The sequence below is a fragment of the Rhodovulum sp. ES.010 genome (assembly GCF_900142935.1).
Taxonomy (GTDB): Bacteria; Pseudomonadota; Alphaproteobacteria; order Rhodobacterales; family Rhodobacteraceae; genus Rhodovulum.
Genome location: NZ_FSRS01000001.1, coordinates 1,645,226 through 1,665,085, shown reverse-complemented (window position 1 = coordinate 1,665,085; position 19,860 = coordinate 1,645,226). Strand labels below are relative to the sequence as shown.

At 67.9% G+C, this 19,860-nt stretch carries 26 protein-coding genes, 2 tRNA genes and 1 pseudogene; 10 read left to right on the top strand and 19 right to left on the bottom strand.

Annotation, left to right across the window (positions count from 1 at the left end; translation table 11 throughout):
- Window positions 1-84: 84 nt before the first annotated feature.
- From BUR28_RS08205 to BUR28_RS19995, 3 genes and pseudogenes are all read right to left on the bottom strand, one after another.
- Window positions 85-849, bottom strand: a pseudogene (locus tag BUR28_RS08205) (IS5 family transposase); the annotation flags it as partial.
- 68 nt (window positions 850-917) lie between these two features.
- Window positions 918-1,085 carry a DUF6538 domain-containing protein gene (locus BUR28_RS20000; RefSeq protein ID WP_175566917.1) on the bottom strand — a complete coding sequence of 56 codons (168 nt, stop codon included), beginning with the start codon at window positions 1,083-1,085 and terminating at the stop codon, window positions 918-920.
- 101 nt (window positions 1,086-1,186) lie between these two features.
- Window positions 1,187-1,270, bottom strand: a tRNA-Tyr gene (locus BUR28_RS19995).
- A 106-nt stretch (window positions 1,271-1,376) separates the two neighbouring features.
- On the opposite strand from BUR28_RS19995, the gene rlmB reads away from it, so the two are divergent.
- The 4 genes from rlmB (at window position 1,377) to BUR28_RS08185 (ending at window position 4,395) form a co-directional block, all read left to right on the top strand.
- Window positions 1,377-2,162, top strand: coding sequence for a 23S rRNA (guanosine(2251)-2'-O)-methyltransferase RlmB (gene rlmB, locus BUR28_RS08200; protein ID WP_074219681.1), 786 nt, complete (start codon window positions 1,377-1,379; stop codon window positions 2,160-2,162).
- Between the two features lie 3 nt (window positions 2,163-2,165).
- The gene (locus BUR28_RS08195) at window positions 2,166-2,456 is read left to right on the top strand and encodes a hypothetical protein (RefSeq protein WP_074219680.1); all 291 of its coding nucleotides are present in this window, start codon (window positions 2,166-2,168) and stop codon (window positions 2,454-2,456) included.
- A gap of 201 nt (window positions 2,457-2,657) precedes the next feature.
- On the top strand, window positions 2,658-3,134 hold the full coding sequence (locus BUR28_RS08190; protein WP_074219679.1) for a CoA-binding protein: 477 nt from the start codon (window positions 2,658-2,660) through the stop codon (window positions 3,132-3,134).
- A 79-nt stretch (window positions 3,135-3,213) separates the two neighbouring features.
- Complete coding sequence (locus tag BUR28_RS08185) at window positions 3,214-4,395, top strand: IS5 family transposase (RefSeq protein ID WP_074219678.1); 1,182 nt, start codon at window positions 3,214-3,216, stop codon at window positions 4,393-4,395.
- Between the two features lie 145 nt (window positions 4,396-4,540).
- Here the strand turns inward: BUR28_RS08185 and BUR28_RS18970 are convergent, their stop codons facing one another.
- Both BUR28_RS18970 and BUR28_RS18965 read right to left on the bottom strand, forming a co-directional pair.
- Window positions 4,541-4,783 (bottom strand): hypothetical protein, encoded by a 243-nt coding sequence (locus BUR28_RS18970; RefSeq protein ID WP_139307529.1) that lies wholly within the window; start codon window positions 4,781-4,783, stop codon window positions 4,541-4,543.
- A gap of 124 nt (window positions 4,784-4,907) precedes the next feature.
- Window positions 4,908-5,072, bottom strand: coding sequence for a winged helix-turn-helix transcriptional regulator (locus BUR28_RS18965; protein WP_083626531.1), 165 nt, complete (start codon window positions 5,070-5,072; stop codon window positions 4,908-4,910).
- Between the two features lie 619 nt (window positions 5,073-5,691).
- Between BUR28_RS18965 and BUR28_RS08175 the strand changes: the two genes are divergently transcribed.
- Window positions 5,692-6,156 carry a hypothetical protein gene (locus tag BUR28_RS08175; RefSeq protein WP_074219677.1) on the top strand — a complete coding sequence of 155 codons (465 nt, stop codon included), beginning with the start codon at window positions 5,692-5,694 and terminating at the stop codon, window positions 6,154-6,156.
- Between the two features lie 29 nt (window positions 6,157-6,185).
- Here BUR28_RS08175 and BUR28_RS08170 read toward each other — a convergent pair whose 3' ends face one another.
- Together BUR28_RS08170 and hisF are read right to left on the bottom strand one after the other, a co-directional pair.
- On the bottom strand, window positions 6,186-6,515 hold the full coding sequence (locus BUR28_RS08170) for a phosphoribosyl-ATP diphosphatase (protein WP_074219676.1): 330 nt from the start codon (window positions 6,513-6,515) through the stop codon (window positions 6,186-6,188).
- On the bottom strand, window positions 6,512-7,273 hold the full coding sequence (hisF, locus tag BUR28_RS08165; protein WP_074219675.1) for an imidazole glycerol phosphate synthase subunit HisF: 762 nt from the start codon (window positions 7,271-7,273) through the stop codon (window positions 6,512-6,514). The genes BUR28_RS08170 and hisF overlap by 4 nt, the downstream gene beginning before the upstream one ends.
- Window positions 7,274-7,370: 97 nt before the next feature.
- Here hisF and BUR28_RS08160 point away from each other — a divergent pair, with 97 nt between their 5' ends.
- On the top strand, window positions 7,371-7,832 hold the full coding sequence (locus tag BUR28_RS08160) for a DUF302 domain-containing protein (RefSeq protein ID WP_074219674.1): 462 nt from the start codon (window positions 7,371-7,373) through the stop codon (window positions 7,830-7,832).
- Between the two features lie 7 nt (window positions 7,833-7,839).
- Here the strand turns inward: BUR28_RS08160 and BUR28_RS08155 are convergent, their stop codons facing one another.
- The 5 genes from BUR28_RS08155 to BUR28_RS08145 form a co-directional block, all read right to left on the bottom strand.
- Complete coding sequence (locus BUR28_RS08155; protein WP_074219673.1) at window positions 7,840-8,085, bottom strand: hypothetical protein; 246 nt, start codon at window positions 8,083-8,085, stop codon at window positions 7,840-7,842.
- 4 nt (window positions 8,086-8,089) lie between these two features.
- A complete protein-coding gene (hisA, locus tag BUR28_RS08150) occupies window positions 8,090-8,809 on the bottom strand; it encodes a 1-(5-phosphoribosyl)-5-[(5-phosphoribosylamino)methylideneamino]imidazole-4-carboxamide isomerase (protein WP_074219672.1) in 720 nt (239 codons plus the stop codon).
- An 82-nt stretch (window positions 8,810-8,891) separates the two neighbouring features.
- Complete coding sequence (locus BUR28_RS19990) at window positions 8,892-9,029, bottom strand: hypothetical protein (protein WP_175566916.1); 138 nt, start codon at window positions 9,027-9,029, stop codon at window positions 8,892-8,894.
- A gap of 212 nt (window positions 9,030-9,241) precedes the next feature.
- Entirely contained in the window at window positions 9,242-9,460 is a 219-nt protein-coding gene (locus tag BUR28_RS19360) for a hypothetical protein (protein ID WP_139307528.1), read from the bottom strand.
- Window positions 9,461-9,542: 82 nt separating this feature from the next.
- On the bottom strand, window positions 9,543-9,848 hold the full coding sequence (locus BUR28_RS08145) for a DUF6476 family protein (RefSeq protein ID WP_074219671.1): 306 nt from the start codon (window positions 9,846-9,848) through the stop codon (window positions 9,543-9,545).
- Between BUR28_RS08145 and BUR28_RS08140 the strand changes: the two genes are divergently transcribed.
- From BUR28_RS08140 to BUR28_RS08130, 3 genes are all read left to right on the top strand, one after another.
- The gene (locus BUR28_RS08140) at window positions 9,847-10,878 is read left to right on the top strand and encodes an RluA family pseudouridine synthase (RefSeq protein ID WP_074219670.1); all 1,032 of its coding nucleotides are present in this window, start codon (window positions 9,847-9,849) and stop codon (window positions 10,876-10,878) included. The two genes, BUR28_RS08145 and BUR28_RS08140, sit on opposite strands and share 2 nt — an antisense overlap.
- Before the next feature lie 169 nt (window positions 10,879-11,047).
- Entirely contained in the window at window positions 11,048-11,944 is an 897-nt protein-coding gene (rpoH, locus tag BUR28_RS08135; RefSeq protein ID WP_074219669.1) for an RNA polymerase sigma factor RpoH, read from the top strand.
- A 112-nt stretch (window positions 11,945-12,056) separates the two neighbouring features.
- Window positions 12,057-13,085, top strand: a complete 1,029-nt coding sequence (locus BUR28_RS08130; RefSeq protein ID WP_074219668.1) for an ankyrin repeat domain-containing protein — start codon at window positions 12,057-12,059, stop codon at window positions 13,083-13,085.
- Between the two features lie 6 nt (window positions 13,086-13,091).
- Here BUR28_RS08130 and BUR28_RS08125 read toward each other — a convergent pair whose 3' ends face one another.
- The 7 genes from BUR28_RS08125 to BUR28_RS08095 are packed head-to-tail and all read right to left on the bottom strand — an operon-like array spanning window position 13,092 to window position 19,550.
- Complete coding sequence (locus tag BUR28_RS08125) at window positions 13,092-14,021, bottom strand: AEC family transporter (RefSeq protein WP_074219667.1); 930 nt, start codon at window positions 14,019-14,021, stop codon at window positions 13,092-13,094.
- A complete protein-coding gene (locus BUR28_RS08120) occupies window positions 14,021-14,821 on the bottom strand; it encodes an MBL fold metallo-hydrolase (RefSeq protein ID WP_074221564.1) in 801 nt (266 codons plus the stop codon). Before BUR28_RS08120 ends, BUR28_RS08125 begins: the two co-directional genes overlap by 1 nt.
- A complete protein-coding gene (locus BUR28_RS08115) occupies window positions 14,818-15,627 on the bottom strand; it encodes a TatD family hydrolase (RefSeq protein ID WP_074219666.1) in 810 nt (269 codons plus the stop codon). Before BUR28_RS08115 ends, BUR28_RS08120 begins: the two co-directional genes overlap by 4 nt.
- Window positions 15,628-15,636: 9 nt before the next feature.
- The gene (locus BUR28_RS08110; protein WP_074219665.1) at window positions 15,637-16,767 is read right to left on the bottom strand and encodes a DNA polymerase III subunit delta'; all 1,131 of its coding nucleotides are present in this window, start codon (window positions 16,765-16,767) and stop codon (window positions 15,637-15,639) included.
- Complete coding sequence (gene tmk / locus BUR28_RS08105; protein WP_074219664.1) at window positions 16,764-17,390, bottom strand: dTMP kinase; 627 nt, start codon at window positions 17,388-17,390, stop codon at window positions 16,764-16,766. The genes BUR28_RS08110 and tmk overlap by 4 nt, the downstream gene beginning before the upstream one ends.
- Before the next feature lies 1 nt (window position 17,391).
- Window positions 17,392-18,549: a D-alanyl-D-alanine carboxypeptidase family protein gene (locus tag BUR28_RS08100; RefSeq protein WP_074219663.1), complete on the bottom strand. Its 1,158-nt coding sequence runs from the start codon at window positions 18,547-18,549 to the stop codon at window positions 17,392-17,394.
- A 29-nt stretch (window positions 18,550-18,578) separates the two neighbouring features.
- Window positions 18,579-19,550 carry an SPOR domain-containing protein gene (locus BUR28_RS08095; RefSeq protein WP_074219662.1) on the bottom strand — a complete coding sequence of 324 codons (972 nt, stop codon included), beginning with the start codon at window positions 19,548-19,550 and terminating at the stop codon, window positions 18,579-18,581.
- A 206-nt stretch (window positions 19,551-19,756) separates the two neighbouring features.
- Here BUR28_RS08095 and BUR28_RS08090 point away from each other — a divergent pair.
- Window positions 19,757-19,846, top strand: a tRNA-Ser gene (locus tag BUR28_RS08090).
- Window positions 19,847-19,860 lie beyond the last annotated feature (14 nt).

Below are 19,860 nucleotides of genomic sequence, written 5' to 3'. Positions count from 1 at the left end.
ATCAACTCTCCGCGCGCTCTGGGCATCAGGTCGAATAGGCGTTCGGCGCATGTCTCGCCCCACACCTTCGCCGGATACATCGGGGTTTTCCATCAGCGCATGCCCCATGTAACAGAGCAGCGCGCCCGTCCCCTGCGACTTGCGGAACAGCCGCGCGTCGGGGTCGGTGATCGAGGCATGGGTGGCGTTGGAGCGCTTCTCGCCGCGGAAGTCGACTTCGGCGTTGCGGTGGCGGCGGCTGGGGCTGGGCATCGGGACGGTCTCGGCTTCGGGCTGGGCAGGGGCGGTGTCGGGGCTGGTATCCTGATCGGTGTCCCCCGGCGGGTCACCCGGCCCGTCCGCGCCGGGCGGGCTGCCCTCGGTCTTCGGCTGGAAGCTCTTCATGGAAGCCCAGGCCTTGATCAGCGTGCCGTCCACCGAGAAGTGCTCGTCTGACAGCAGCGGTGCGACCTCCCGGTGAGCCAGGATCGCGCCCATCACCTTGCGCGCCATGTCGGTGGTCAGCAGCCGGTCACGGTTCTTCGTGAAGACGGTGGGGACCCAGACCGCGTCGTCGATCCCCAGGCCCACGAACCAGCGGAACATGAGGTTGTAATCCATCTGCTCCATCAACTGCCGCTCCGAGCGTACCGAGAACAGGATCTGTAGAAGGCTCGCCCGGATCAGCCGCTCCGGCGGGATCGAGGGCCGGCCCTCCGGGGCGTAGAGCGTCTCGAACTCGGCATCGAGGCTGGCCAAAGCCTCGTTCACGACCCGCCGGATCTGCCGCAACGGATGCCGCGCCGGGATCCGCGCCTCGATGTCAACATAGCTGAACAGCGACCCGCTCGTCTCGTCCGCGCCCCGCATCCCAACCCCTCCGGCAACCGCCCAAGGGGTGAATCACGTCCCTCAACCGACGTCCAGAGCGAGGTTTTTCAGCAGCCTGTTAGCGCGTTGCGGAGAATTTTCGCCTCTTTGAGGTCAGAAGTCCCCAGGCTTTTCTTAACGAAGGTCTTGCCCACGACACGCACAAGCGCAGTCGGCACCCGGCGGTAATAGTGCCAGGTCTGCCCGCGCTTCTGTAAATGATGTGTCTCGGCCATCTTTCGCATACCCCTGTGTATACCAAAATTGTGACCAAGGGGGATGGAAAAAGCCCAACTAAATCAGCGATCTATGAAAGATCAAAGACTTAGAGGGGGAATGGTGGGCGACCCTGGAATCGAACCAGGCATGGGTCTCCCCGGCGGATTTACAGTCCGCTGCCGCACCTTGCAGCGCGTCGCCCTGAGTGAGCGGCTGGATACGCCGAGGCCCCGGGGTCGTCAACAGGAAAATCCCTTGCGCCGGCCGCGTCGTGCGCCCATGGTCCGCCCGATCCGGAGGAATGAGACGTGGCCAGGAAACCCGACTGGGTGATCGAGAAGGAACGCGCCCGGCGAACGGGGGCTGCCGAGACGCTGTGGCTCTTCGGGCTGCACGCGGTGCGGGATGCGCTGTCGAACCCGCAGCGCGAAAAGCTGCGCCTCGTGGTGACGAAGAACGCCGCCGACCGGCTGGCCGAGGCGATCGCCGCGTCGGGCATCGCGCCCGAGATCAGCGACGCTCGCCGGTTCGCCGCGCCGCTGGATCCCGGTGCCGTGCACCAGGGCGCCGCGCTCGAGGTGCGCCCGCGCGACTGGGGGCGGCTCGAGGAGCTCTGCACGGGCTGTCCGGGGGCGCGCGTCGTTCTGCTCGACCGGGTGACCGATCCGCACAACGTGGGCGCGATCCTGCGCTCGGCCGAGGTGTTCGGCGCCGAGGCCGTCATCGCGCCGCAGCGGCATTCCGCGCCCGAAACCGGCGCGCTGGCCAAGACCGCGTCGGGTGCGCTGGAGCGCCAACCGTACCTGCGGGTTCCGAACCTGGCCCGGACGATGGCGGCCCTTAGGGGGCTTGGCTACACACTGCTCGGCCTCGACGGGGCGGCAGACATGCCGCTCGATGCGGCGCTGGCCGAGGTCGGGGAGAGGCCAGCGGGCTTCGTACTGGGGGCCGAAGGGCCCGGCTTGCGCCAGCTGACCCGCGAGAATTGCGACCGTCTGGTGCGCATCCCTGCGGCGGGCGGATTCGGTTCGCTCAACGTCTCGAACGCCGCCGCGGTCGCCCTATATGCGGGCAGGGAAGAGGCCCGCGCCTGAGGCATGCCGCACACGACGAAGATTGCCACCTGCTGCTATTGCGGCACCCGCGCCGTGCTCAGCTTGCGAGGCCGGCAGCGTCACGAGCTGTCCTGCTCGGCGTGCGGGGCCCCGCTCCACGCCATGAAGCGCCTGCGTGCGGACCGCGACGCGCCGCGGGCGGCGCCAGCGCGTCGCGCCCGCCCGCCCGAGTGGTCGCCGCCGCGGCCCAAGACCCGCAAGCGCAAGCGCAAGGCAATCTGGCGCAAGGCGTTCGAAGAGGTCGTCGATACGCTGGAAGACATCTTCGACTGAGGCCCCCTCCAGATTGCACCGCGCCGAGGGGCGACGATCACAAAACGATGATCGGCTCTGGAACCCGGTGGTCGGACGTCCCATCTGCGGTGAACGAGGGGCAGGGCCTCGGAACGGCCCTGTCCTGCTTCACTGTCCCTCGTTCCGCGACTCGCGCCCGGTGCTACTCGCCCGGGCGCCTTTTTGTGTTAGGGTGCCTAGATGAGGGTCTATTCCGATGAGTTTCTGAAAGACACTCTGAGCGCGGCGAGGGTGATCGCCGTGGTCGGCGTTTCGCCCAACCCTGTGCGGCCGAGCCACTACGTCGCGCGGTATCTGGGCCTGCGGGGCAAGCGGGTGATCCCGGTCAATCCCGGACATGCGGGCAAGCGCCTGTTCGGTGAGGAAATCTACCCAGACCTGTCCGCGATTCCCGGCGATGTGTCTGTCGACATGGTCGATATCTTCCGCCGCTCCGAGCATGTCCCGCCCATCGTGGAGACCGCGCTTCGGCATCTGCCTATGCTGCGGACGGTCTGGATGCAGATCGGAGTCGAGAATGCCGAGGCGGCCGGGCGCGCCGAGGCTGCGGGCCAGCGGGTGATCCAGAACCGCTGCCCCAAGATCGAGTATCAGCGGCTTTTCGGAGAGCTCCGGATGGGCGGGTTCTCAACCGGCATCATCTCGTCGAAACTCTAGCAGGCTGCTGAATAACCTCGCTCTGGACGTCGGTTGAGGGACGTGATTCACCCCTTGGGCGGTTGCCGGAGGGGTTGGGATGCGGGGCGCGGACGAGACGGGCGGGTCGCTGTTCAGCTATGTTGACATCGAGGCGCGGATCCCGGCGCGGCATCCGTTGCGGCAGATCCGGCGGGTCGTGAACGAGGCTTTGGCCAGCCTCGATGCCGAGTTCGAGACGCTCTACGCCCCGGAGGGCCGGCCCTCGATCCCGCCGGAGCGGCTGATCCGGGCGAGCCTTCTACAGATCCTGTTCTCGGTACGCTCGGAGCGGCAGTTGATGGAGCAGATGGATTACAACCTCATGTTCCGCTGGTTCGTGGGCCTGGGGATCGACGACGCGGTCTGGGTCCCCACCGTCTTCACGAAGAACCGTGACCGGCTGCTGACCACCGACATGGCGCGCAAGGTGATGGGCGCGATCCTGGCTCACCGGGAGGTCGCACCGCTGCTGTCAGACGAGCACTTCTCGGTGGACGGCACGCTGATCAAGGCCTGGGCTTCCATGAAGAGCTTCCAGCCGAAGACCGAGGGCAGCCCGCCCGGCGCGGACGGGCCGGGTGACCCGCCGGGGGACACCGATCAGGATACCAGCCCCGACACCGCCCCTGCCCAGCCCGAAGCCGAGACCGTCCCGATGCCCAGCCCCAGCCGCCGCCACCGCAACGCCGAAGTCGACTTCCGCGGCGAGAAGCGCTCCAACGCCACCCATGCCTCGATCACCGACCCCGACGCGCGGCTGTTCCGCAAGTCGCAGGGGACGGGCGCGCTGCTCTGTTACATGGGGCATGCGCTGATGGAAAACCGCAATGGCTTCGTCGTCCAGGCCGACCTGACCCGCGCCGATGGCCATGCCGAACGCCGCGCCGCGCTCGACATGATCCACCGCCATTCCCCCGGCTCGACCCGCCGCCTCACGCTGGGCGCCGACAAGGGCTACGACAGCGCAGATTTCGTCGCCGATCTGCGACAGGCCCACGTCACGCCGCATGTCGCCCAGAAGGCCCGACACTCCGCCATCGACGGCAGAACCACCCGCCACCCCGGCTACGCCCTGTCCCAGACGCGCCGCAAGAAGATCGAAGAGCCCTTCGGCTGGGCCAAGACCGTCGGCGGCATGGCCCAGACCGTATACCGCGGCCTCGACCGCGTCGCCGCCCGCTTCACCTTCACCATGGCCGCCTGCAACCTCGCCAGACTGCCGAAGCTGCTGGCCGCCTGACGCCAAAGGCAGGGCCGAGACCAAGCACACAGAACAGACGACGCCGGCCTCACGGGTGAGGGTCAGGGAAATCCGTCCGGCCGCAAGAGAATTTCAGCGGCCTGCTAGGCAAGCGGTCTCGGCCCAGCGCGGGCAGTTCACCAGCCTAGGCGAAATGGCTGCGGGCGAACCAGCGCCCGAAGGCGTCGCATTCGGTACGGGAGCCGTCCAGGCGCAGGCGGCCATCCTCGCGCGCGGCGGCGATCAACCGGTGGCCGAGCCAAAGCTCAACCAGTGTCCGGATATGGGCGGTGACGAGAAGATCGACCTCTTGGCCTGGATCGCGGGTGCAGACATCGACCGCGTCCGCCTCGAACACGACCCAGTAGCGCCTCCGCTCCGCTGGCATGCCCTCCAGCCAGAAGGCGGCGACACGGCGCGGCAGGCCGTCGGGCAGATCGCGCGGTGCGGCGCAACTCCCGCATCAGGACGTCGGGGTCGAGATTGCGTTCGGTCGTGATCTCGCCGCGCAGCTAAGCCTGCGCCCAGAAGCCCATCGCCTCAAGTGCGGGAAAGAGGGCGTGGCCCGCCTCCGTCAACTGGTACTCGCTGTCCTGGCCCGACTCGGACGTCTCGCGAACCAGCACGTCCGCCTGCTCCAGTTCCTTCCGCCGTTTCGACAGTAGCGCGGGCAACATCCGCGGCACACCGTCCTAAATGTCGTTGAATCGCCTCGCACCGACGCAGAGCGCGCGCAAGATCGTCGGCGTCCAGCGCTGGGCGAGCACCTCGGCGGTGACCGCTATGGGGCAGACTTGTACGTATCCCTAGAACTGAGCAATATCGCAACGTAGGGACCCGAGGGCGTCGGCACAACTTCAGATGCTGAAGTTGAGAGCGCGGGTCGGGCCTGAGATCTTCCGAGTATGACCAAGGAAACGGGAGAAAACGACCGATGACCGAGCGAATGACCCTGACGGACGTGCTGTCCGATTTGGCCCGCGCTTCGCAGAGCGCGCGGCCCGGAACGATGCCGAGGACCGCTTCGTGGCCGACAACTACGCCGCACTTCGCGAGCACGGCCCCCGTTCTCGGCGCTCGTGCCGCCGGAGTTCGGCGGCGGCGGGGTTGCGCATGCAGAGGTGTGCGGCTTTCTCCGCGGGCTCGCCTGGCACTGCCCGTCGACGGCGCTGGCGCTGTCGATGCACCAGCACCGAGTTGCGGCCGCGGTGGCGAACCATCGCGCCGACCGGCCCGGCCGTGCGCTGTTGGAAAAGGTCGGAGGAAAGGACACGATCCTCGTCAGCACCGGGGCGAATGACTGGCTCGACTCGAACGGCGATCCTGACGGTCGCGATGCCGCTGATCATGTCGGTCTATCTCGGCGTCGCGGGCCGCGCGGCGACCATCGCCCGCAAGAAGGCGGGAGCGCGTGCCGATGAACCGGAGACGCGAATGCTGGCGGGGGAGATGGAGAACCGGCACAGCGCGGTCGCGCTTGCGGTCGACGATCTGGTGCGGCTGGCGAATGGGCTGGACTTTGCTCCCGATGCCGCGCTTGCCAGCCGCGTGCCGACGCGCAAGACGCTGGCCGCCAACGCTGTCATCGCAACCGCCGAGAAGGCGCTGGAATTGGCGGCGATGCCGGCTTCTTCCGCAAGGCGGGGCTCAAGCGGCTGTTGCGTGACATCCACGGCGCCCAGTTCCAACCGCTGCCGGACAAGCCGCAGCAGCTTTTCACCGGGCGCTTGGCGCTGGGGCGAGATCCGGTGGAAGATGTGAAACGGCCCCTCGACCGGGCGGCCTGAGCCTCAGCCCTTGCGGGCGGCCTTCTCGTCAAGGCCGCTCCTGCCCTGGCGCCGGTCCAGTTCCGCCAGAACCTCGTCGAGCGAGACGTCGCGCGCGGCCAGCATCACCAGCAGGTGATAGAGCACGTCCGCGGCCTCGGCGGTCAGCCGCTCGGGGTCGCCGCGCACGGCCTCGATCACCGCCTCGACGGCCTCTTCGCCGAATTTCTCGGCGCATTTCTCGGGCCCCCGCGCCAGCAACCGCGCGGTCCACGAACTCTCGGGGTCCGCGCCCTTGCGCGCCTCAATCGTGGCGGCGAGCCTGGCGAGCACGTCGGGTCCGGGCGCGCTCATGCCGGCCTCATGGGGATGCCGGCCTCAGCCATGTGCGCCTTGGCCTCGCCGATCGTGTAGGTCCCGAAATGGAAGATCGAGGCGGCGAGCACCGCGCTCGCGCCGCCTTCCGTCACGCCGTCGACGAGATGGTCGAGCGTACCGACGCCGCCCGACGCGATCACCGGCACGTCGACGGCGGCGACGATGGCCCGCGTCAGGTCGAGATCGAAGCCCGCCTTGGTGCCGTCGCGGTCCATGCTGGTCAGCAGGATCTCGCCCGCGCCTTTGGCGACCACCGTCTTTGCGAACTCGACCGCGTCGACGCCGGTGGGTTTGCGCCCGCCATGGGTGAAGATTTCCCAGCGGCCGGGCGCCGCCCGTTTGGCGTCGATGGCGACCACGATGCACTGGCTGCCGAACTGCTGGGCCGCGCGGCGCACCACGTCCGGGTCGGCCACGGCGGCGGAGTTGAAGCTGACCTTGTCGGCCCCGGCCAGCAACAGTGCGCGCACGTCCTCCACGTTGCGGACGCCGCCGCCCACGGTCAGCGGCATGAAGCACTGTTCGGCCGTGCGGCGCACGACGTCGAACATGGTGCTGCGGTTCTCGTGCGTGGCATGGATGTCGAGAAAGCACAGCTCGTCCGCCCCGGCCGCGTCATAGGCCTTCGCTGCCTCCACCGGGTCGCCGGCATCCACGAGGTTGACGAAGTTGACGCCCTTGACCACGCGGCCGTCGGCCACATCGAGGCAGGGGATAATGCGGGTCTTGAGCATGAAAGCGGGGTCCTTTGCCGATCACGGAGTCTTTTATGGGCAAATACCTGGGGACGCCAGAGACTGCGGCCAACGGTCATCACGACAGGAGATTCCCATGTGCCGTCTTGCGCTCCCCCTCGCCGCATTTCTGGCCCTCCCGGGGCTGCCGGCCGCCGCGAGCGAGGACGACATCGTTCGCATCATGTCCGCGGTCGGCGTCTCCGAGACGGCTGATGCTCTGGAGGCCGCGATCGGCAAGGCCGGGGCCACGGTTTTCGCCCGGATCGACCACGGCGGCGGCGCGGCCTCCGTGGGCATGGAACTGGGCGACTCGGAACTGGTGATCTTTGGCAATCCGAAGCTCGGGACACCCGCGATGCAGGACGCCCCGCTGGCGGGGCTTTTCCTGCCGCTCAAGGTGCTGGTCTATACCGACGAGGAGGGCAGCACCTGGATCGCCTATGAAAAGCCGGAAGAGACCCTGGACGACCTCGGCATTTCCGACGACGCGCCCTACCTGGCGCAGATGCGCGGGGCGTTGCAGAACCTTACGATGGCTGCCGCGGCGGGGGGCTGAGCCGGGCTCAGCCCCGCGCGCGCCAGCGCCATGCCGCCCAGTAGGCGATGCCGCCGAAGCCCAGCCAGGCGAGGATAACGGGGGCGAGCACGGCGTCCGGGCCGTCGATTCCGGGCAGGCGGGTCACGTTGATGCCCAGCAGCACGCAATGGGCCGGTCCGCGGGCCGAGAAAATGCTGACCCCGAGCGATAGCAGCACGTAGAGCGAGAGCAGCCCGAGCGGAAAGACATAGAAGGCGAGGGCGGTTCGCATCGCGCTATCCGGTCAGCGCGTCCAGCGCCGCGCCGAGGTCCAGCGCCCCGTCGTAGAGCGCGCGGCCCGAGATCGCGCCCGCGATAACCCCGCTGTCGCGCAGCGCGATCACGTCGGCCAGCGACGAGACCCCGCCTGAGGCGATCACCGGGATCGACACCGCCCGCGCGAGCGCCTCGGTCGCGGGGATATTGGGGCCGCCCATCGCGCCGTCGCGATCGATATCGGTGTAGATGATCGCGGCCACCCCCGCGTCCTCGAACGCTTTCGCCAGATCGGTGGCCGTCACGTCGGTCTCCTCGGCCCAGCCCTTGGTGGCCACGCGGCCCTGGCGGGCGTCGATACCCACGGCGACGCGGCCGGGGAAGGCGCGGGCGGCCTCTCGCACCAGTTGCGGGTTTTCCACAGCCACAGTGCCCAGGATCACGCGGGCCAGCCCCTTGTCCAGCCAGGCCTCGATCGTGCCCATGTTCCGGATGCCGCCGCCGAGCTGCGCGGGCACGTCCACGGCAGCCAGAATGCCCTCGACGGCGGCCGCGTTCACGGGCTGGCCGGCAAAGGCGCCGTTGAGGTCGACGAGGTGCAGCCACTCGCAGCCCGCGTCCTGGAACGCCTTGGCTTGAGCGGCGGGGTCGTCGCCGAACACCGTTGCCTGGTCCATCTCGCCGCGCAAGAGCCGTACGCATTGGCCGTCCTTGAGGTCGATGGCGGGGTAGAGGATCATAGTGCAGGGCTCCGGTCAGACTGGCCGCGCTTATCGTGGATTTCGAGCGGGGAATGCAACCGCCATCGATCCGTAGCGGTCATTAGCGCCAGCGCGTGCCTAGGACCAGCGCGTTGAAGTCTCCGCGCTCGGCCATCAGGCCGTATCCGTCCGAGCGGTGATGCAGCCGGGCGAAGAAGCTGCGCCCGCCCTCGTGCGGGCCGAACTCGGCCTCCATCATCCAGTAAATCAGGGTGCGAGCCGAACCGCCCTTGTTGGCGATCTCGATCTCGGGCAGTTCCGTCGAATGGGAGAGTCCGAGTCCGAGGGCGAAGCCGCGGATGTAGCGCGTATTGAGGCTGTATCGCAGGGTGGCGGGAAGGTTGAACTCGAGGTGGTCTACTTTCCGAAATTGGCCACGGCCTGCGCTTCGACCCGGATGGAAAGCCGCTGCTATCGCGTGGGCCCGCCGCGCCCGTACGCGACGCCCACCAGGCTCCCATCGCGGAACTCCAGATCGCCGGGTGCGAGAAACACGTCCTCCCAGCCGTTCGAGACCGGAATGTCGCCGAAAACCGAGAGGTGCCGGTCCTGCGCCGGATCCGCCGGCTTCCGGCGCGGTCCGCCCGCGAGGGCTGGCCCCCGGGTATCTGCGGTCTTCGGTCGTGGCATTCTTGCCGCTTCACCACAAGATGCTGCTTCAAGGACAGTATCACGGCGCTAAAGCGGCGCGGTCAACCGCGGGCCTTTCACCTCACTTCGCTATGTGAACCGTCTGACGCAAGGCGCCGGTCGCGGCATCGTAGATCAGGATGCGGTCGTCCGCTGTCACCACTGCGACCCAGTCGCGGCCGCGGGTAAAGGCGCTGGGCTCGGTGCCCTCGGGCAGCACCAGCGTTTCGGGCAGGGGCAGCGCGGCGTTCCCTCCCGGCATGCGGATGACAAACAGTGCGACGATGACTACAAAGCCTCCGATCATCGTCACCATCAGTACGGTGACCAGCACGCGCAGCAGCTTCAGGTTCGGAGGCAGGGCCTCCGGTTCCGGGGAATCGTCCATGTCCACGCCTCGACGCCTTCGGGTCATCATCGGGCCGAACCCGCCCGGTCGCCTTGATAAGGCCCTTGCCCGCGATGTGCCAGAGCCCGAAGGGCTTACGCGGTCGCGCTTGGCCAAGCTGATCGCCGCCGGTGGGGTCAGCCGGGCCGGGGTGACCCTGGCCGATCAGCGGGCGCAGGTGGCCGCGGGGGACGAGATCGAGATCGCCTTTTCCGATCCGGCCGAGACTGGCACCGAGCCGCAGGCGATCCCGCTGGAGATCGCCTACGAGGACGCGTCGCTTATCGTCGTCAACAAGCCCCCCGGCATGGTCGTCCACCCCGCGCCGGGGTCGCCCGATGGAACACTTGTCAACGCCCTGCTTGCCCATTGCGGTGACAGCCTGTCCGGCGTCGGGGGCGAGAAGCGGCCCGGCATCGTGCACCGGATCGACAAGGATACCAGCGGACTCCTGGTCGCGGCCAAGACCGACAAGGCCCATGCCGCGCTGGCTGCCCAGTTCGAGGCCCACAGCGTGGAGCGCCACTATCTGGCCCTCGCGCACGGGGTGCCGGATGCGGGCGACCCGCGCTTGCGGGGCGTGGCGGGCGTGTGTTTCGAGGCGGGGGGCGTGCTACGCATCGCCACGCAGATCGGGCGCCACCGCAGCGACCGCCAGCGACAGGCGGTGCTGGCTGCGGGCGGGCGCCACGCCGTGACCCGCGCCGGCGTGCTCGAGAGCTTCGGTGCGCCGCCCGCGGCCGCGCTGCTCGAGTGTTGGCTGGAAACCGGCCGCACGCACCAGATCCGCGTCCACCTCGCCCATGCCGGCCATGCGCTGATCGGCGACCCGACCTACGGCGGCCGGCGCAAGCTTTCGGAAAGGGCTGTGGGCGCCGAGGCCGTGGCGGCGGCCGCCGCCTTCCCGCGCCAGGCGCTGCATGCGGCGAGTTTGGGATTCCTGCACCCCGAGACGGGCGAGAAGATGCGGTTCGAAGCGGCATTGCCGTCCGACATGACGGAACTTGTGCGCCGCCTGCGTCGTTGTTGAAACAAGCGAGCAAAGCGGCGTGAGGCTTTGACACATTTACCTTGCGTTAATGCTTTTTCGACGGAATGCAGAGCATCCTGCGTACATCAAATGTGAATCGGAGTAACTTGAACCAGATGGTTCAGTTTCTAGATTTAAGGTCAAGCACGAGGGAGCAACAGGGACACAAATGAGCAACTATGCCAATCTTCCCGCCCCATCTCCGGAGCAGGGGCTTAATCGCTATTTGCAGGAGATCCGGAAGTTTCCCCTGCTTGAGCCGGAAGAGGAATACATGCTGGCCAAGCGCTGGGTGGACCACCACGACACTGAGGCGGCGCACCAGCTCGTGACGTCGCACCTGCGGCTGGCGGCCAAGATCGCGATGGGCTATCGCGGCTACGGCCTGCCCCAGGCCGAGGTAATTTCGGAGGCGAATGTCGGCCTGATGCAGGCGGTCAAGCGGTTCGACCCCGAAAAGGGCTTCCGCCTTGCGACCTATGCGATGTGGTGGATCCGCGCCGCGATCCAGGAATACATCCTGCGGTCTTGGAGCCTCGTGAAGCTCGGCACGACATCGGCGCAGAAAAAGTTGTTCTTCAACCTGCGCAAGGCCAAGGCGCGCATCGGCGCGTTGGAGGAGGGCGATTTGCGCCCCGAGAACGTTGCGCAGATTGCGCACGATCTCAGTGTCACCGAGGATGAGGTGATCGCGATGAATCGCCGCCTGTCGGGCGGCGACGCGTCGCTGAACGCGATGGTGGGCACGGAGGGCGACACCTCGACCGAGTGGCAGGATTGGCTGGAGGACGACGACGCCGACCAGGCCGAAGCCTATGCCGAGAAGGACGAGTTGGAAAGCCGGCGCGAATTGCTTGTGCAGGCGATGGACGTGCTCAACGAGCGCGAGAAGGACATCCTGCTTCAGCGTCGGCTCAAGGACCAGCCGGTGACCCTCGAAGAGCTTTCGGGCGTCTACGACGTCAGCCGGGAACGAATCCGCCAGATCGAAGTACGCGCCTTCGAGAAGCTGCAGAAGCGGATGAAGGACTTGGCCCGCGAGAAGGGGATGGCGGCGCCCGCCTAGGGAGACGCTTCGTCTAAAATTCAACTCATTTTGAGGGCAAAATTGCCGAAATCCACAACTAAAAGGTGTGTCCCGAGGGGGCATCGTTCGAGTTCGGTCTGTGGTGAGCGGCATGTGTGCAGGTCTGACGGCTCTTTTCGTACGTCTTGAGAATGCGGCCCGCGAGGGCGATTTCGAAGATTTCGAAGCCATTTGCGGCAAGGTCGAAAACGCCCTGGCGGCCCGTTCCGGGTCCGAGCGGATCGCGGCCCGTCGCCGGGTCGCGGCATTGCGGGCGGTGCTTGTGGAAAGTCCTGCGTTTCTGGCCGAGAACGACCGACTCGGCGCGGCCCTGGCCGAAGCCGAGGCATACGGGGAAACGGCCCGGGCGCGGCGGTTGTCCGAAGCGCTTTTTCGGCGCGGCAAGGCGATCATGGCGACGATGCGACAGCCCGAAGAGGAGCCCGAGCCGCACGACGAGGCGGTGCAGTGGCTTTTCGCGGCGATCGAGGCGGGCGACCTGGGCGAGACGCGTGCCCGGCTCCGTGATGCCGATATCAACGCGCGCCACGGCGAGATCGAGGCAACGGCGCTGGGCCGCGCGCTGTTGGTTCAGGGACGCGCGCCCGAAATGGTGAGCTTGCTGCTCGAGGCTGGCGCGGACCCGTCCTTGGGCGTCGGCGACGGCTACGGAGCGTTGCATCTGGTTCCGGCTTATCCTTGGGGCGGAGAGCAGGCCGCGACGACGGCGTTGATCGCACACGGCCTGGTCGCTGCGGGCGGCGATATCGAGGCGACGACCGAAAGCTACCGCTGGACGCCGCTGCACCGTGCGGTGATGGAGGGCTCGGCGCAGGAACTCGAGGCGCTGTTGCGCGCTGGCGCCGACCCCAACCGGCCGTTCGACGGCGCCTCGGAGCCGTGGTTCACCCCCGGCCGGCTGCCGCTGCAGATCGCGGGCCATGACATGGCCAAGGTACGTCTCCTGCTGGACCATGGCGCCGACCCCAGTGCCCGCGACATCGAGGGTCGCGATGTCGCCGACTACATGCTGTCGCTGGTTGCCGAGCATATCGCGCGCGGGACTTGGTCGGACGAGCACCGTGCGGGGTTGGAGGCATCGCTGGCCCTGATCCGGGACCGCCAAGGGTGGCGAAACTGACCCGCGTCAGGGCAGCATGGCAAGCCAGAGCCAGGCCGTGACGACGCATGCGGCGGTGCCCACCAGCACCGACGAGGCGGCCACGCGCCGCGCCGCGCCATACATGTTGGCGAAGATATAGGCGTTGACCCCGGGGGCCATAGCCGCCGTGACAACCGCCGAGCGGAACTGGCCCGCAGACAGCCCCAGCGCCGTGCCCATGCCCCACACGATCGCGGGATGCACCACGAGCGAGATCGCGCAGGCATAGGCGATGGTCTTCAGGTCGCCCTCGGGCCGATAGCGCACGAGCACGCCCCCCAGCCCGAACAGTGCCGCAGGCAGCGCAGCGCGGATCATCAGGTCGAGCGCGTCCGTCAGTACCTCCGGCAGCGGCAGGTCCGTCAGGTTGACCGCAAGGCCCAGCCCGATGCCGATGACCAGCGCGTTACGAAACATCGCCCGCAGGATCGCGCCCGACGTGCCCACGAGGCCGGCGCTGCGGTTGCGTACGATCTCCATGACGGTAAGCCCCAGCCCGTAGCAAAAGGGCGCATGAATCGCGATGATCGCGTAGTTCGGCGCCAGCGCGTCCGCACCATAGGCACGCTCGGTGATCGGCAGGCCGAGCAGCAGCGAGTTCGAGAACAGGCAGACGAACCCGATGGCCACGCTGTCCTCCCAACTGCGCCCGAAGATCAGGCGCGCCCCGGTCAGCCCCAGAACGAACCCGGTCGTGGCCCCGGTATAAAAGCTCAGAAGAAGCCGCCAATCGAAGCTCTGGCCGAGGTCGAGGGTCGAGACCGCGCGGAACAGCAGGCAGGGGATCGCGAATTGCTGGGTGAACTTCATCAGCCCATCGACGCCCGCGTCCGAAAACAGCCCGCGCCAGACCGCCGCGTAGCCAAAGCCGAGGACCAGAAAGACCGGCAGGATGACTTCGAGCAGAGCCTGCATCAGTCGGGCAGGGTCAGCACCATCCCGTCATGGGCCGGTGTTATGTGCTCGGGCGTCTCGTCGGCGAGCGTCTGGTAGTCGAGATCGATATGCATGTTCGTGAGCACCGCGCGGGCCGGCGCAATCCGGTCGATCCAGTCCAGCGTCTTTTCAAGGTGCAGGTGGGTCGGATGCGGCGTGCGTCGAAGCGCGTCGATCACGAGGATGTCCAGCCCCTCCAACACCGCCCAGCTTTCGGGATACATCTCCGCCGCGTCGGGCAGGTAGGCGAGCCCCTTGACGCGGAAACCAAGTGCATCGATTGCGCCGTGCTGCACCCGGAACGGCATCAGCGTTACGCGACCTCCGGCGCCGTCGATGTGAACCGGGCCGTCGATCGTGTGCATGTCGAGGATCGGCGGGTAGGGCGATCCCTCTGGCTGGATGAAGGCGTAACCGAAGCGCGAATAGAGCGCGTCCTGCGTGGCGCCGTCGGCCCAGACCGCCAGCCTCTTGCGGGTGTTGAACACGATCTGGCGCAGGTCGTCGATGCCGTGAACATGGTCGGCATGCGAATGGGTATAGACAACCGCGTCCAGCGCGCCGACGCCCGCGCGCAGAAGCTGCGTGCGCAGGTCGGGCGAGGTGTCGATCAGCACCCGCGTGATACCCTGCGCCGTCTCGCGTTCCACCAGCATCGAGCAGCGTAAGCGGTGGTTCTTGGGATTCTCCGGGTCGCAGTCGCCCCAGTGGTCGCCCAGACGCGGCACACCGCCTGACGAGCCGCAGCCGAGAATGGTGAAGCGCAGGCCGGCGCTCACGCCGCCGCCCGCCACTTGGCGGCCTTGGCGAACAGCCGGTCGAAATTCGCCTGTGTCTGCGCGGCGAAACCGGGATAGTCCATCCCGAAGAGCTCTGCCCCGACCTTGGCGGTGTGGACGCTGAAAGCCGGCTCGTTCCGCTTGCCGCGATGGGGCGGGGGGGCAAGATAGGGGGCGTCGGTTTCCACAAGGATACGGTCCACCGGCGCGGCTGCGAAGATGTCGCGCAATTCCTTCGATTTCGGGAAGGTCGCGATCCCCGACATCGACAGGTAGAACCCAAGGTCGAGCGCCGCCTTCGCCAGCTCCGCGCCGGAACTGAAGCAATGCATGACACAAGCGTACGGACCGTCGCGATAGCCCTCGGCGAGGATTCGCGCCATGTCCGCGTCCGCATCGCGAGCGTGGATGATCAGCGGTAGACCGGTTTCGCGGGCCGCGTCGATATGCACGCGAAGGCTCTCCTGCTGAACCTCGGCGCTTTCGGCGGTGTAGTGGTAGTCAAGCCCGGACTCGCCGATGCCGACGAATTTCGGATGCTTCGCCAGGGCGATGAGGTCGTCGACGCGCACCATCGGTTCTTCTGCGGCGCTCATCGGGTGTGTGCCGGCGGCGTAGAATACCGGCTCGTAGGTATCTGCGATCTGGCGCACCTGCGGCTCGCTCCGCAGCCGGGTGCAGATCGTCACCATCCGGGTCACGCCGGCCTGGACCGCGCGGTCCAACACCTGGTCGAACTCGGCCGCGAAATCGGGGAAGTCCAGGTGGCAGTGGCTGTCGGTGATTTCGGGGGTGTCGTCGCGCATCCACTCGCCTCAGGCGGCCAGGCGGCCGGCCGTTTCGTCAATTCTCAGCACCGTATCGAGGATGAGGGAGGCCGGGTCAAGGTTGACGGCCTTGCCCTGCCGCGCGCGGGCCGAGAGCGTCTGTGCCGCCTCTGCCCATCCGCGCGCCGCATCGGGGCCGGGCGCAAGACGGGCGAGCATCTGCGCCTCTCCCGGCGCGGCTTCGGGGGGCGTCGCGCCGGTGGCCCCGGTGCGCGCCAGTCGCGCGAGCAACAGTTCGATCAGACTTAGCGTCAGGTCGAACCGCGCCTCGCCCGCCTTGCCCGTCGCCGCTTGCGCCAGCTTGATTGCGCGCATCCGATCTAGGCCCGGATGCCCGGCGAACAGTCCGACGAGTTCAGCATACAGCGCCAGCCCGTCAAGCTGCATCAGGCGGATCGCCTCTCCGACCGACCCGCCTGAGAGTTCCGCCAGCGCCGCTGGGCTTTCGGGCGCGGGCTGGTCGGCGGCCTGGAGGGCCTCGGTCATGGCGTCGGGCGCAAGCGAGGCGAGCCGCAATTCGCGGCAGCGCGAGCGGATCGTCGGCAGGAGCCGGGCGGGCTGGTGACTGACAAGCAGCAGCGTGGCGTTCGCCGGCGGCTCCTCCAGCAGTTTCAGAAGCGCGTTCGCGGCGTTGACGTTCATCTCGTCGGCCGCGTCCACGATCACGACGCGCCGCCCGCCCTCGGCCGACGACATCCCGAAGAAGCCGCGCAGCTTGCGCACTTCGTCCACCGTTATGACGGTCTTTAGCCGCTTCTTCTCGTCGTCCCAGGCCCGGCGCAGCAGGAATAGCCCCGGCTCCGACAGCGCGGCGATCCGGCGGGCGACCGGGTGCTCGGGGGCGATGGCCAGCCCGTGCGGTGCCGAGGCGGCCTCGCCGAAGAGGCCCGCTTCGTCCCCTGCGGGCCGCGCCAGCAGGAACCGCGCGACCGTCCAGGCGAAGGTGGCCTTGCCGACGCCGCGCGGCCCGGTCAGCAGCCAGCCGTGGTGCATCCGCCCGCCCGAGACCGCTTCGAGAAAGGCCCGCTCCGCCGATGCCTGCCCGATCACGCGGGGCGTCTCGCGGGGGTGCGGTGCGCCGTCCACGCGGTCGGGTTCGGGCCGCGCTTCCTCGCTCATGCCAGGGCCCCCTCGGCAAGGGCCGCAATTTCCGCAGCCACGGTCTCGGCCGGCTGGTCGGCGTCGATCACCCGGCAGCGCTCGGAGAATTCCTGCGCGAGCGCAAGGAACCCCTCGCGCATCCTCGCCTGCATCGCCGGGCCGAAATCCTCGAACCGTTCCTCCGTCCCGTTGCGGCCCTTGGCCCGTGCCAGTCCCGTCTCGGGATCCATGTCGAGTAGGAAGGTCAGGTCCGGCTCGCGACCGATCATCAGCGCGTGCAGCTTGTCGACGACGCGGCGCAGGTCGCCCCGCGTGATGCCCTGGTAGACGCGGGTGGAATCGGCGAAGCGATCGCAGATCACCACCTGGCCGGCGGCCAGCGCAGGCAGAATCGTCTTTTCCAGATGGTCGCGCCGCGCGGCGGTGAACAGCAGGATTTCCGTCTCGGCCGACCAGCGATCGGGATCGCCCTCGAGCACGAGGCGGCGGATTTCCTCGGCGCCTGGGCTGCCGCCCGGTTCGCGCGTCAGCAGCACATCCGCGCCGCGGCCCCGCAGATAATCGGCCAACCGTCGCACCTGCGTGGTCTTGCCCGACCCGTCGATGCCCTCGAAGGTGATGAAGCGCGCCGGGCCGTCCATCTCAGAGGCCCGCGGCCTCCCGGCCAAGGCCGATCAGCACCCCGGTCGCGGCCCGCAGCCGCGGTACGAACCCGCCGCGCGCCACCGACCGCGCGGCCACCAGCGGCAGCCGCTCCGATGCCATGCCGGGGCGTTCGATCACCAGTTCGCCCAGTTCCTGGCCCTCTTCGATGGGAGCGAGTATCGGATCTCGAAAGCTCACTTCGGCCTCGACCTGGCCCCGGACGGTGGCCGGCAGCAAGATCTCCAGATCGTCCGGCGCGACAAGGCCGACCTGTTCGATCTCGCCCATCCAGACCTCGGCCTCGGCCAGCCGCTCGCCCTCGCGCGCGATGCGCCGCTGGACGAACTGGCGGAAGGCCCAGTTGATGATCCGCTCGCCCTCTTCGGCACGTTGTGTCTCGGTTTCCAGCCCGGTGATCACGAACGTTACCCGCCGCCCGTCCTGAAGCGCCGAGCCCACCAGCCCGTAGCCCGCCTCCTGCGTGTGTCCGGTTTTCAGTCCGTCCGCCCCGATCCCGAGTTTCAAGAGCGGGTTGCGGTTGAACCGGTTCTGCGGCGCGCGGCCGTCATAGGGGTATTCTTCCTCGGCGAAATACCCGTAATATTCCGGGAACTCGTTGATCAGCCGCTGGGCGATGATCCCGAGATCGCGCATGCTCATGCGCTGGTTCGGATGAGGCCAGCCCGTCGAATTGGCGAAGGTCGAGTTCTCCATCCCCAGCGCCTGGGCTCGTTCGGTCATCAGCCGGGCAAATGCCTCCTCGGAGCCCGCCAGTCCCTCGGCCACGACCACGCAGGCATCGTTGCCCGACTGTACGATGATGCCCCTGATCAATTCCTCCACCGTCGGCCGGTCCTGGTCGGTCAGGAACATGGTCGAGCCGCCGATCTCCATCGCCCGAGACGACACCGAGAAGCGCGTCTCCAGCGTCACCCGCCCGTCGCGCAGCGCCTCGAAGACCATGTTGAGCGTCATGAGCTTCGACATCGAGGCCGGCGGCAACGGCTGGTCGGCATTCTTGGTCAGCAGAACCGTGTCGGTCGTCTGGTCGATCACAAAGGCGGCCTTGGCGCGGGTCTCGAAGGCGGCCAGGGCGGGCTCGGCCACGATAAAGGCGCCCAGCGCCGCCACGGCCAGCAGTCTCATCGGTCGCATTCTCGCCTCCCGCATTCTGGCCCAGGGATTCAGTCGCTCGCGTAATAGGCGTCGGTGTAGCCGAGCGCCTTGATCTGCTCAAGCACTTGCGCCCGGTCAGCACGGTTGCGTGAGGGACCGACGACAACGCGCCAGAGGGGCGTCGCCTCACTGCCCTCGTCGCGGACTGTGGGAATGATCCCCGATTGGCGCAGGCGATCTGCCGTGGCCTCGGCGTTGGGCCTCTCGGTAAAGACGCCAACCTGGACGTAGGGTTTGCGCACGCCGAAAAGGCCGGAGCGCGGGGCCGCGGCGGGCGTGGGCTCAGCGGCGGCCGCTGCTGTCATTCCGGGCGGTTCGGGCAGGTCCACCTCGCCCGGAGGGGGCGCGTTCACATCCGCCAGCGTCATGCGCGGCGTTCGGCGTGCCGCCGGCGCGGTCGCAGGGCGGGGGGCGGGCCGCATGGCGCCCGCGCCGGGCGAAGCAGCGCCCGTCTCCGCCCGCTCGATGGCCGCGGCCGCGGCCGCAAGCGGTTCGGCGTCGGCTTGCGGCTCCTCGGGCCCCGGCGCGGCCGGGTCCGGCAACGCTTTCTTACGCAGCGCGACGACGCTCAACTCGGTCGGATTCCCGGCCAGCATCTTTAGCGCAGAGGCGGCATCCGACGACACCTGCAACTTTGGCCCCGGCACTTCGCGCTCGCGCCGGAAAAGCGCGCCAACAACGGAGTTGCCGTTCTCCAGATTGCGGATCATCACACGTTCGGGGTCGGTCGCGTCAGGGTGGGCCACCCAGACCCCGCCCAGCGAGGGCCGCCCATCCCACAGGCCATGCCCGGTCGCCTCGAACACCTCAGGGGCCTCGACCTCGCGCTCGGTCATGCGGCTCTCGGTGCTGGTGGCGCCGGTCGGTTTGGGGCCGGGATCCCGTTGCAGGAAGGCTGGTCCGTCACCGTCCTCGCAGGCCGTCATAAATGCCGCCGCGCCAATCGCCATGGCCAGCCGCCCGATACGGTTTGCCGTCATGCCTCGCCCCCTTGTCGCGCGGTAGTCCGCGTCGCTCGTTCTGCTGCTCGCCGGGGTCTTTCCGGGCGGCCCAAACCACCCGGCCGACAGTCTGATGATAGCGGCACGCCCGACCCTTGGGAAGGCTCAGCCTGCCCGTGCCCGGTTTTTCGGCACGCCCCCGCTTTCAGAATCGAGACGGCCGCACTAAGCCTGTTTCCCGATTCGGAGGAGTGGCAGAGTGGTCGATTGCACCGGTCTTGAAAACCGGCGTGGGCGCAAGTCCACCGTGGGTTCGAATCCCACCTCCTCCGCCACTTGCCCTCGCGAA

Bases quoted from the DNA above. Each gene is read 5' to 3' on its own strand.
- BUR28_RS18965 (WP_083626531.1), bottom strand. From the start codon at position 5,072: ATGTTGCCCGCGCTACTGTCGAAACGGCGGAAGGAACTGGAGCAGGCG.
- BUR28_RS08185 (WP_074219678.1), top strand. From the start codon at position 3,214: ATGCGGGGCGCGGACGAGACGGGCGGGTCGCTGTTCAGCTATGTTGAC.
- BUR28_RS19990 (WP_175566916.1), bottom strand. From the start codon at position 9,029: ATGATGGAGGCCGAGTTCGGCCCGCACGAGGGCGGGCGCAGCTTCTTC.
- BUR28_RS08125 (WP_074219667.1), bottom strand. From the start codon at position 14,021: ATGCAGGCTCTGCTCGAAGTCATCCTGCCGGTCTTTCTGGTCCTCGGC.
- BUR28_RS20000 (WP_175566917.1), bottom strand. From the start codon at position 1,085: ATGGCCGAGACACATCATTTACAGAAGCGCGGGCAGACCTGGCACTAT.
- BUR28_RS08130 (WP_074219668.1), top strand. From the start codon at position 12,057: ATGTGTGCAGGTCTGACGGCTCTTTTCGTACGTCTTGAGAATGCGGCC.
- BUR28_RS08140 (WP_074219670.1), top strand. From the start codon at position 9,847: ATGTCCACGCCTCGACGCCTTCGGGTCATCATCGGGCCGAACCCGCCC.
- hisF (WP_074219675.1), bottom strand. From the start codon at position 7,273: ATGCTCAAGACCCGCATTATCCCCTGCCTCGATGTGGCCGACGGCCGC.
- BUR28_RS08195 (WP_074219680.1), top strand. From the start codon at position 2,166: ATGCCGCACACGACGAAGATTGCCACCTGCTGCTATTGCGGCACCCGC.
- BUR28_RS18970 (WP_139307529.1), bottom strand. From the start codon at position 4,783: ATGCCAGCGGAGCGGAGGCGCTACTGGGTCGTGTTCGAGGCGGACGCG.
- BUR28_RS08170 (WP_074219676.1), bottom strand. From the start codon at position 6,515: ATGAGCGCGCCCGGACCCGACGTGCTCGCCAGGCTCGCCGCCACGATT.
- BUR28_RS08160 (WP_074219674.1), top strand. From the start codon at position 7,371: ATGTGCCGTCTTGCGCTCCCCCTCGCCGCATTTCTGGCCCTCCCGGGG.
- BUR28_RS08115 (WP_074219666.1), bottom strand. From the start codon at position 15,627: ATGCGCGACGACACCCCCGAAATCACCGACAGCCACTGCCACCTGGAC.
- BUR28_RS08175 (WP_074219677.1), top strand. From the start codon at position 5,692: ATGACTGGCTCGACTCGAACGGCGATCCTGACGGTCGCGATGCCGCTG.
- BUR28_RS08190 (WP_074219679.1), top strand. From the start codon at position 2,658: ATGAGGGTCTATTCCGATGAGTTTCTGAAAGACACTCTGAGCGCGGCG.
- BUR28_RS08155 (WP_074219673.1), bottom strand. From the start codon at position 8,085: ATGCGAACCGCCCTCGCCTTCTATGTCTTTCCGCTCGGGCTGCTCTCG.
- BUR28_RS08100 (WP_074219663.1), bottom strand. From the start codon at position 18,549: ATGCGACCGATGAGACTGCTGGCCGTGGCGGCGCTGGGCGCCTTTATC.
- BUR28_RS08095 (WP_074219662.1), bottom strand. From the start codon at position 19,550: ATGACGGCAAACCGTATCGGGCGGCTGGCCATGGCGATTGGCGCGGCG.
- BUR28_RS08110 (WP_074219665.1), bottom strand. From the start codon at position 16,767: ATGAGCGAGGAAGCGCGGCCCGAACCCGACCGCGTGGACGGCGCACCG.
- BUR28_RS08145 (WP_074219671.1), bottom strand. From the start codon at position 9,848: ATGGACGATTCCCCGGAACCGGAGGCCCTGCCTCCGAACCTGAAGCTG.
- rpoH (WP_074219669.1), top strand. From the start codon at position 11,048: ATGAGCAACTATGCCAATCTTCCCGCCCCATCTCCGGAGCAGGGGCTT.
- tmk (WP_074219664.1), bottom strand. From the start codon at position 17,390: ATGGACGGCCCGGCGCGCTTCATCACCTTCGAGGGCATCGACGGGTCG.
- BUR28_RS19360 (WP_139307528.1), bottom strand. From the start codon at position 9,460: ATGCCACGACCGAAGACCGCAGATACCCGGGGGCCAGCCCTCGCGGGC.
- hisA (WP_074219672.1), bottom strand. From the start codon at position 8,809: ATGATCCTCTACCCCGCCATCGACCTCAAGGACGGCCAATGCGTACGG.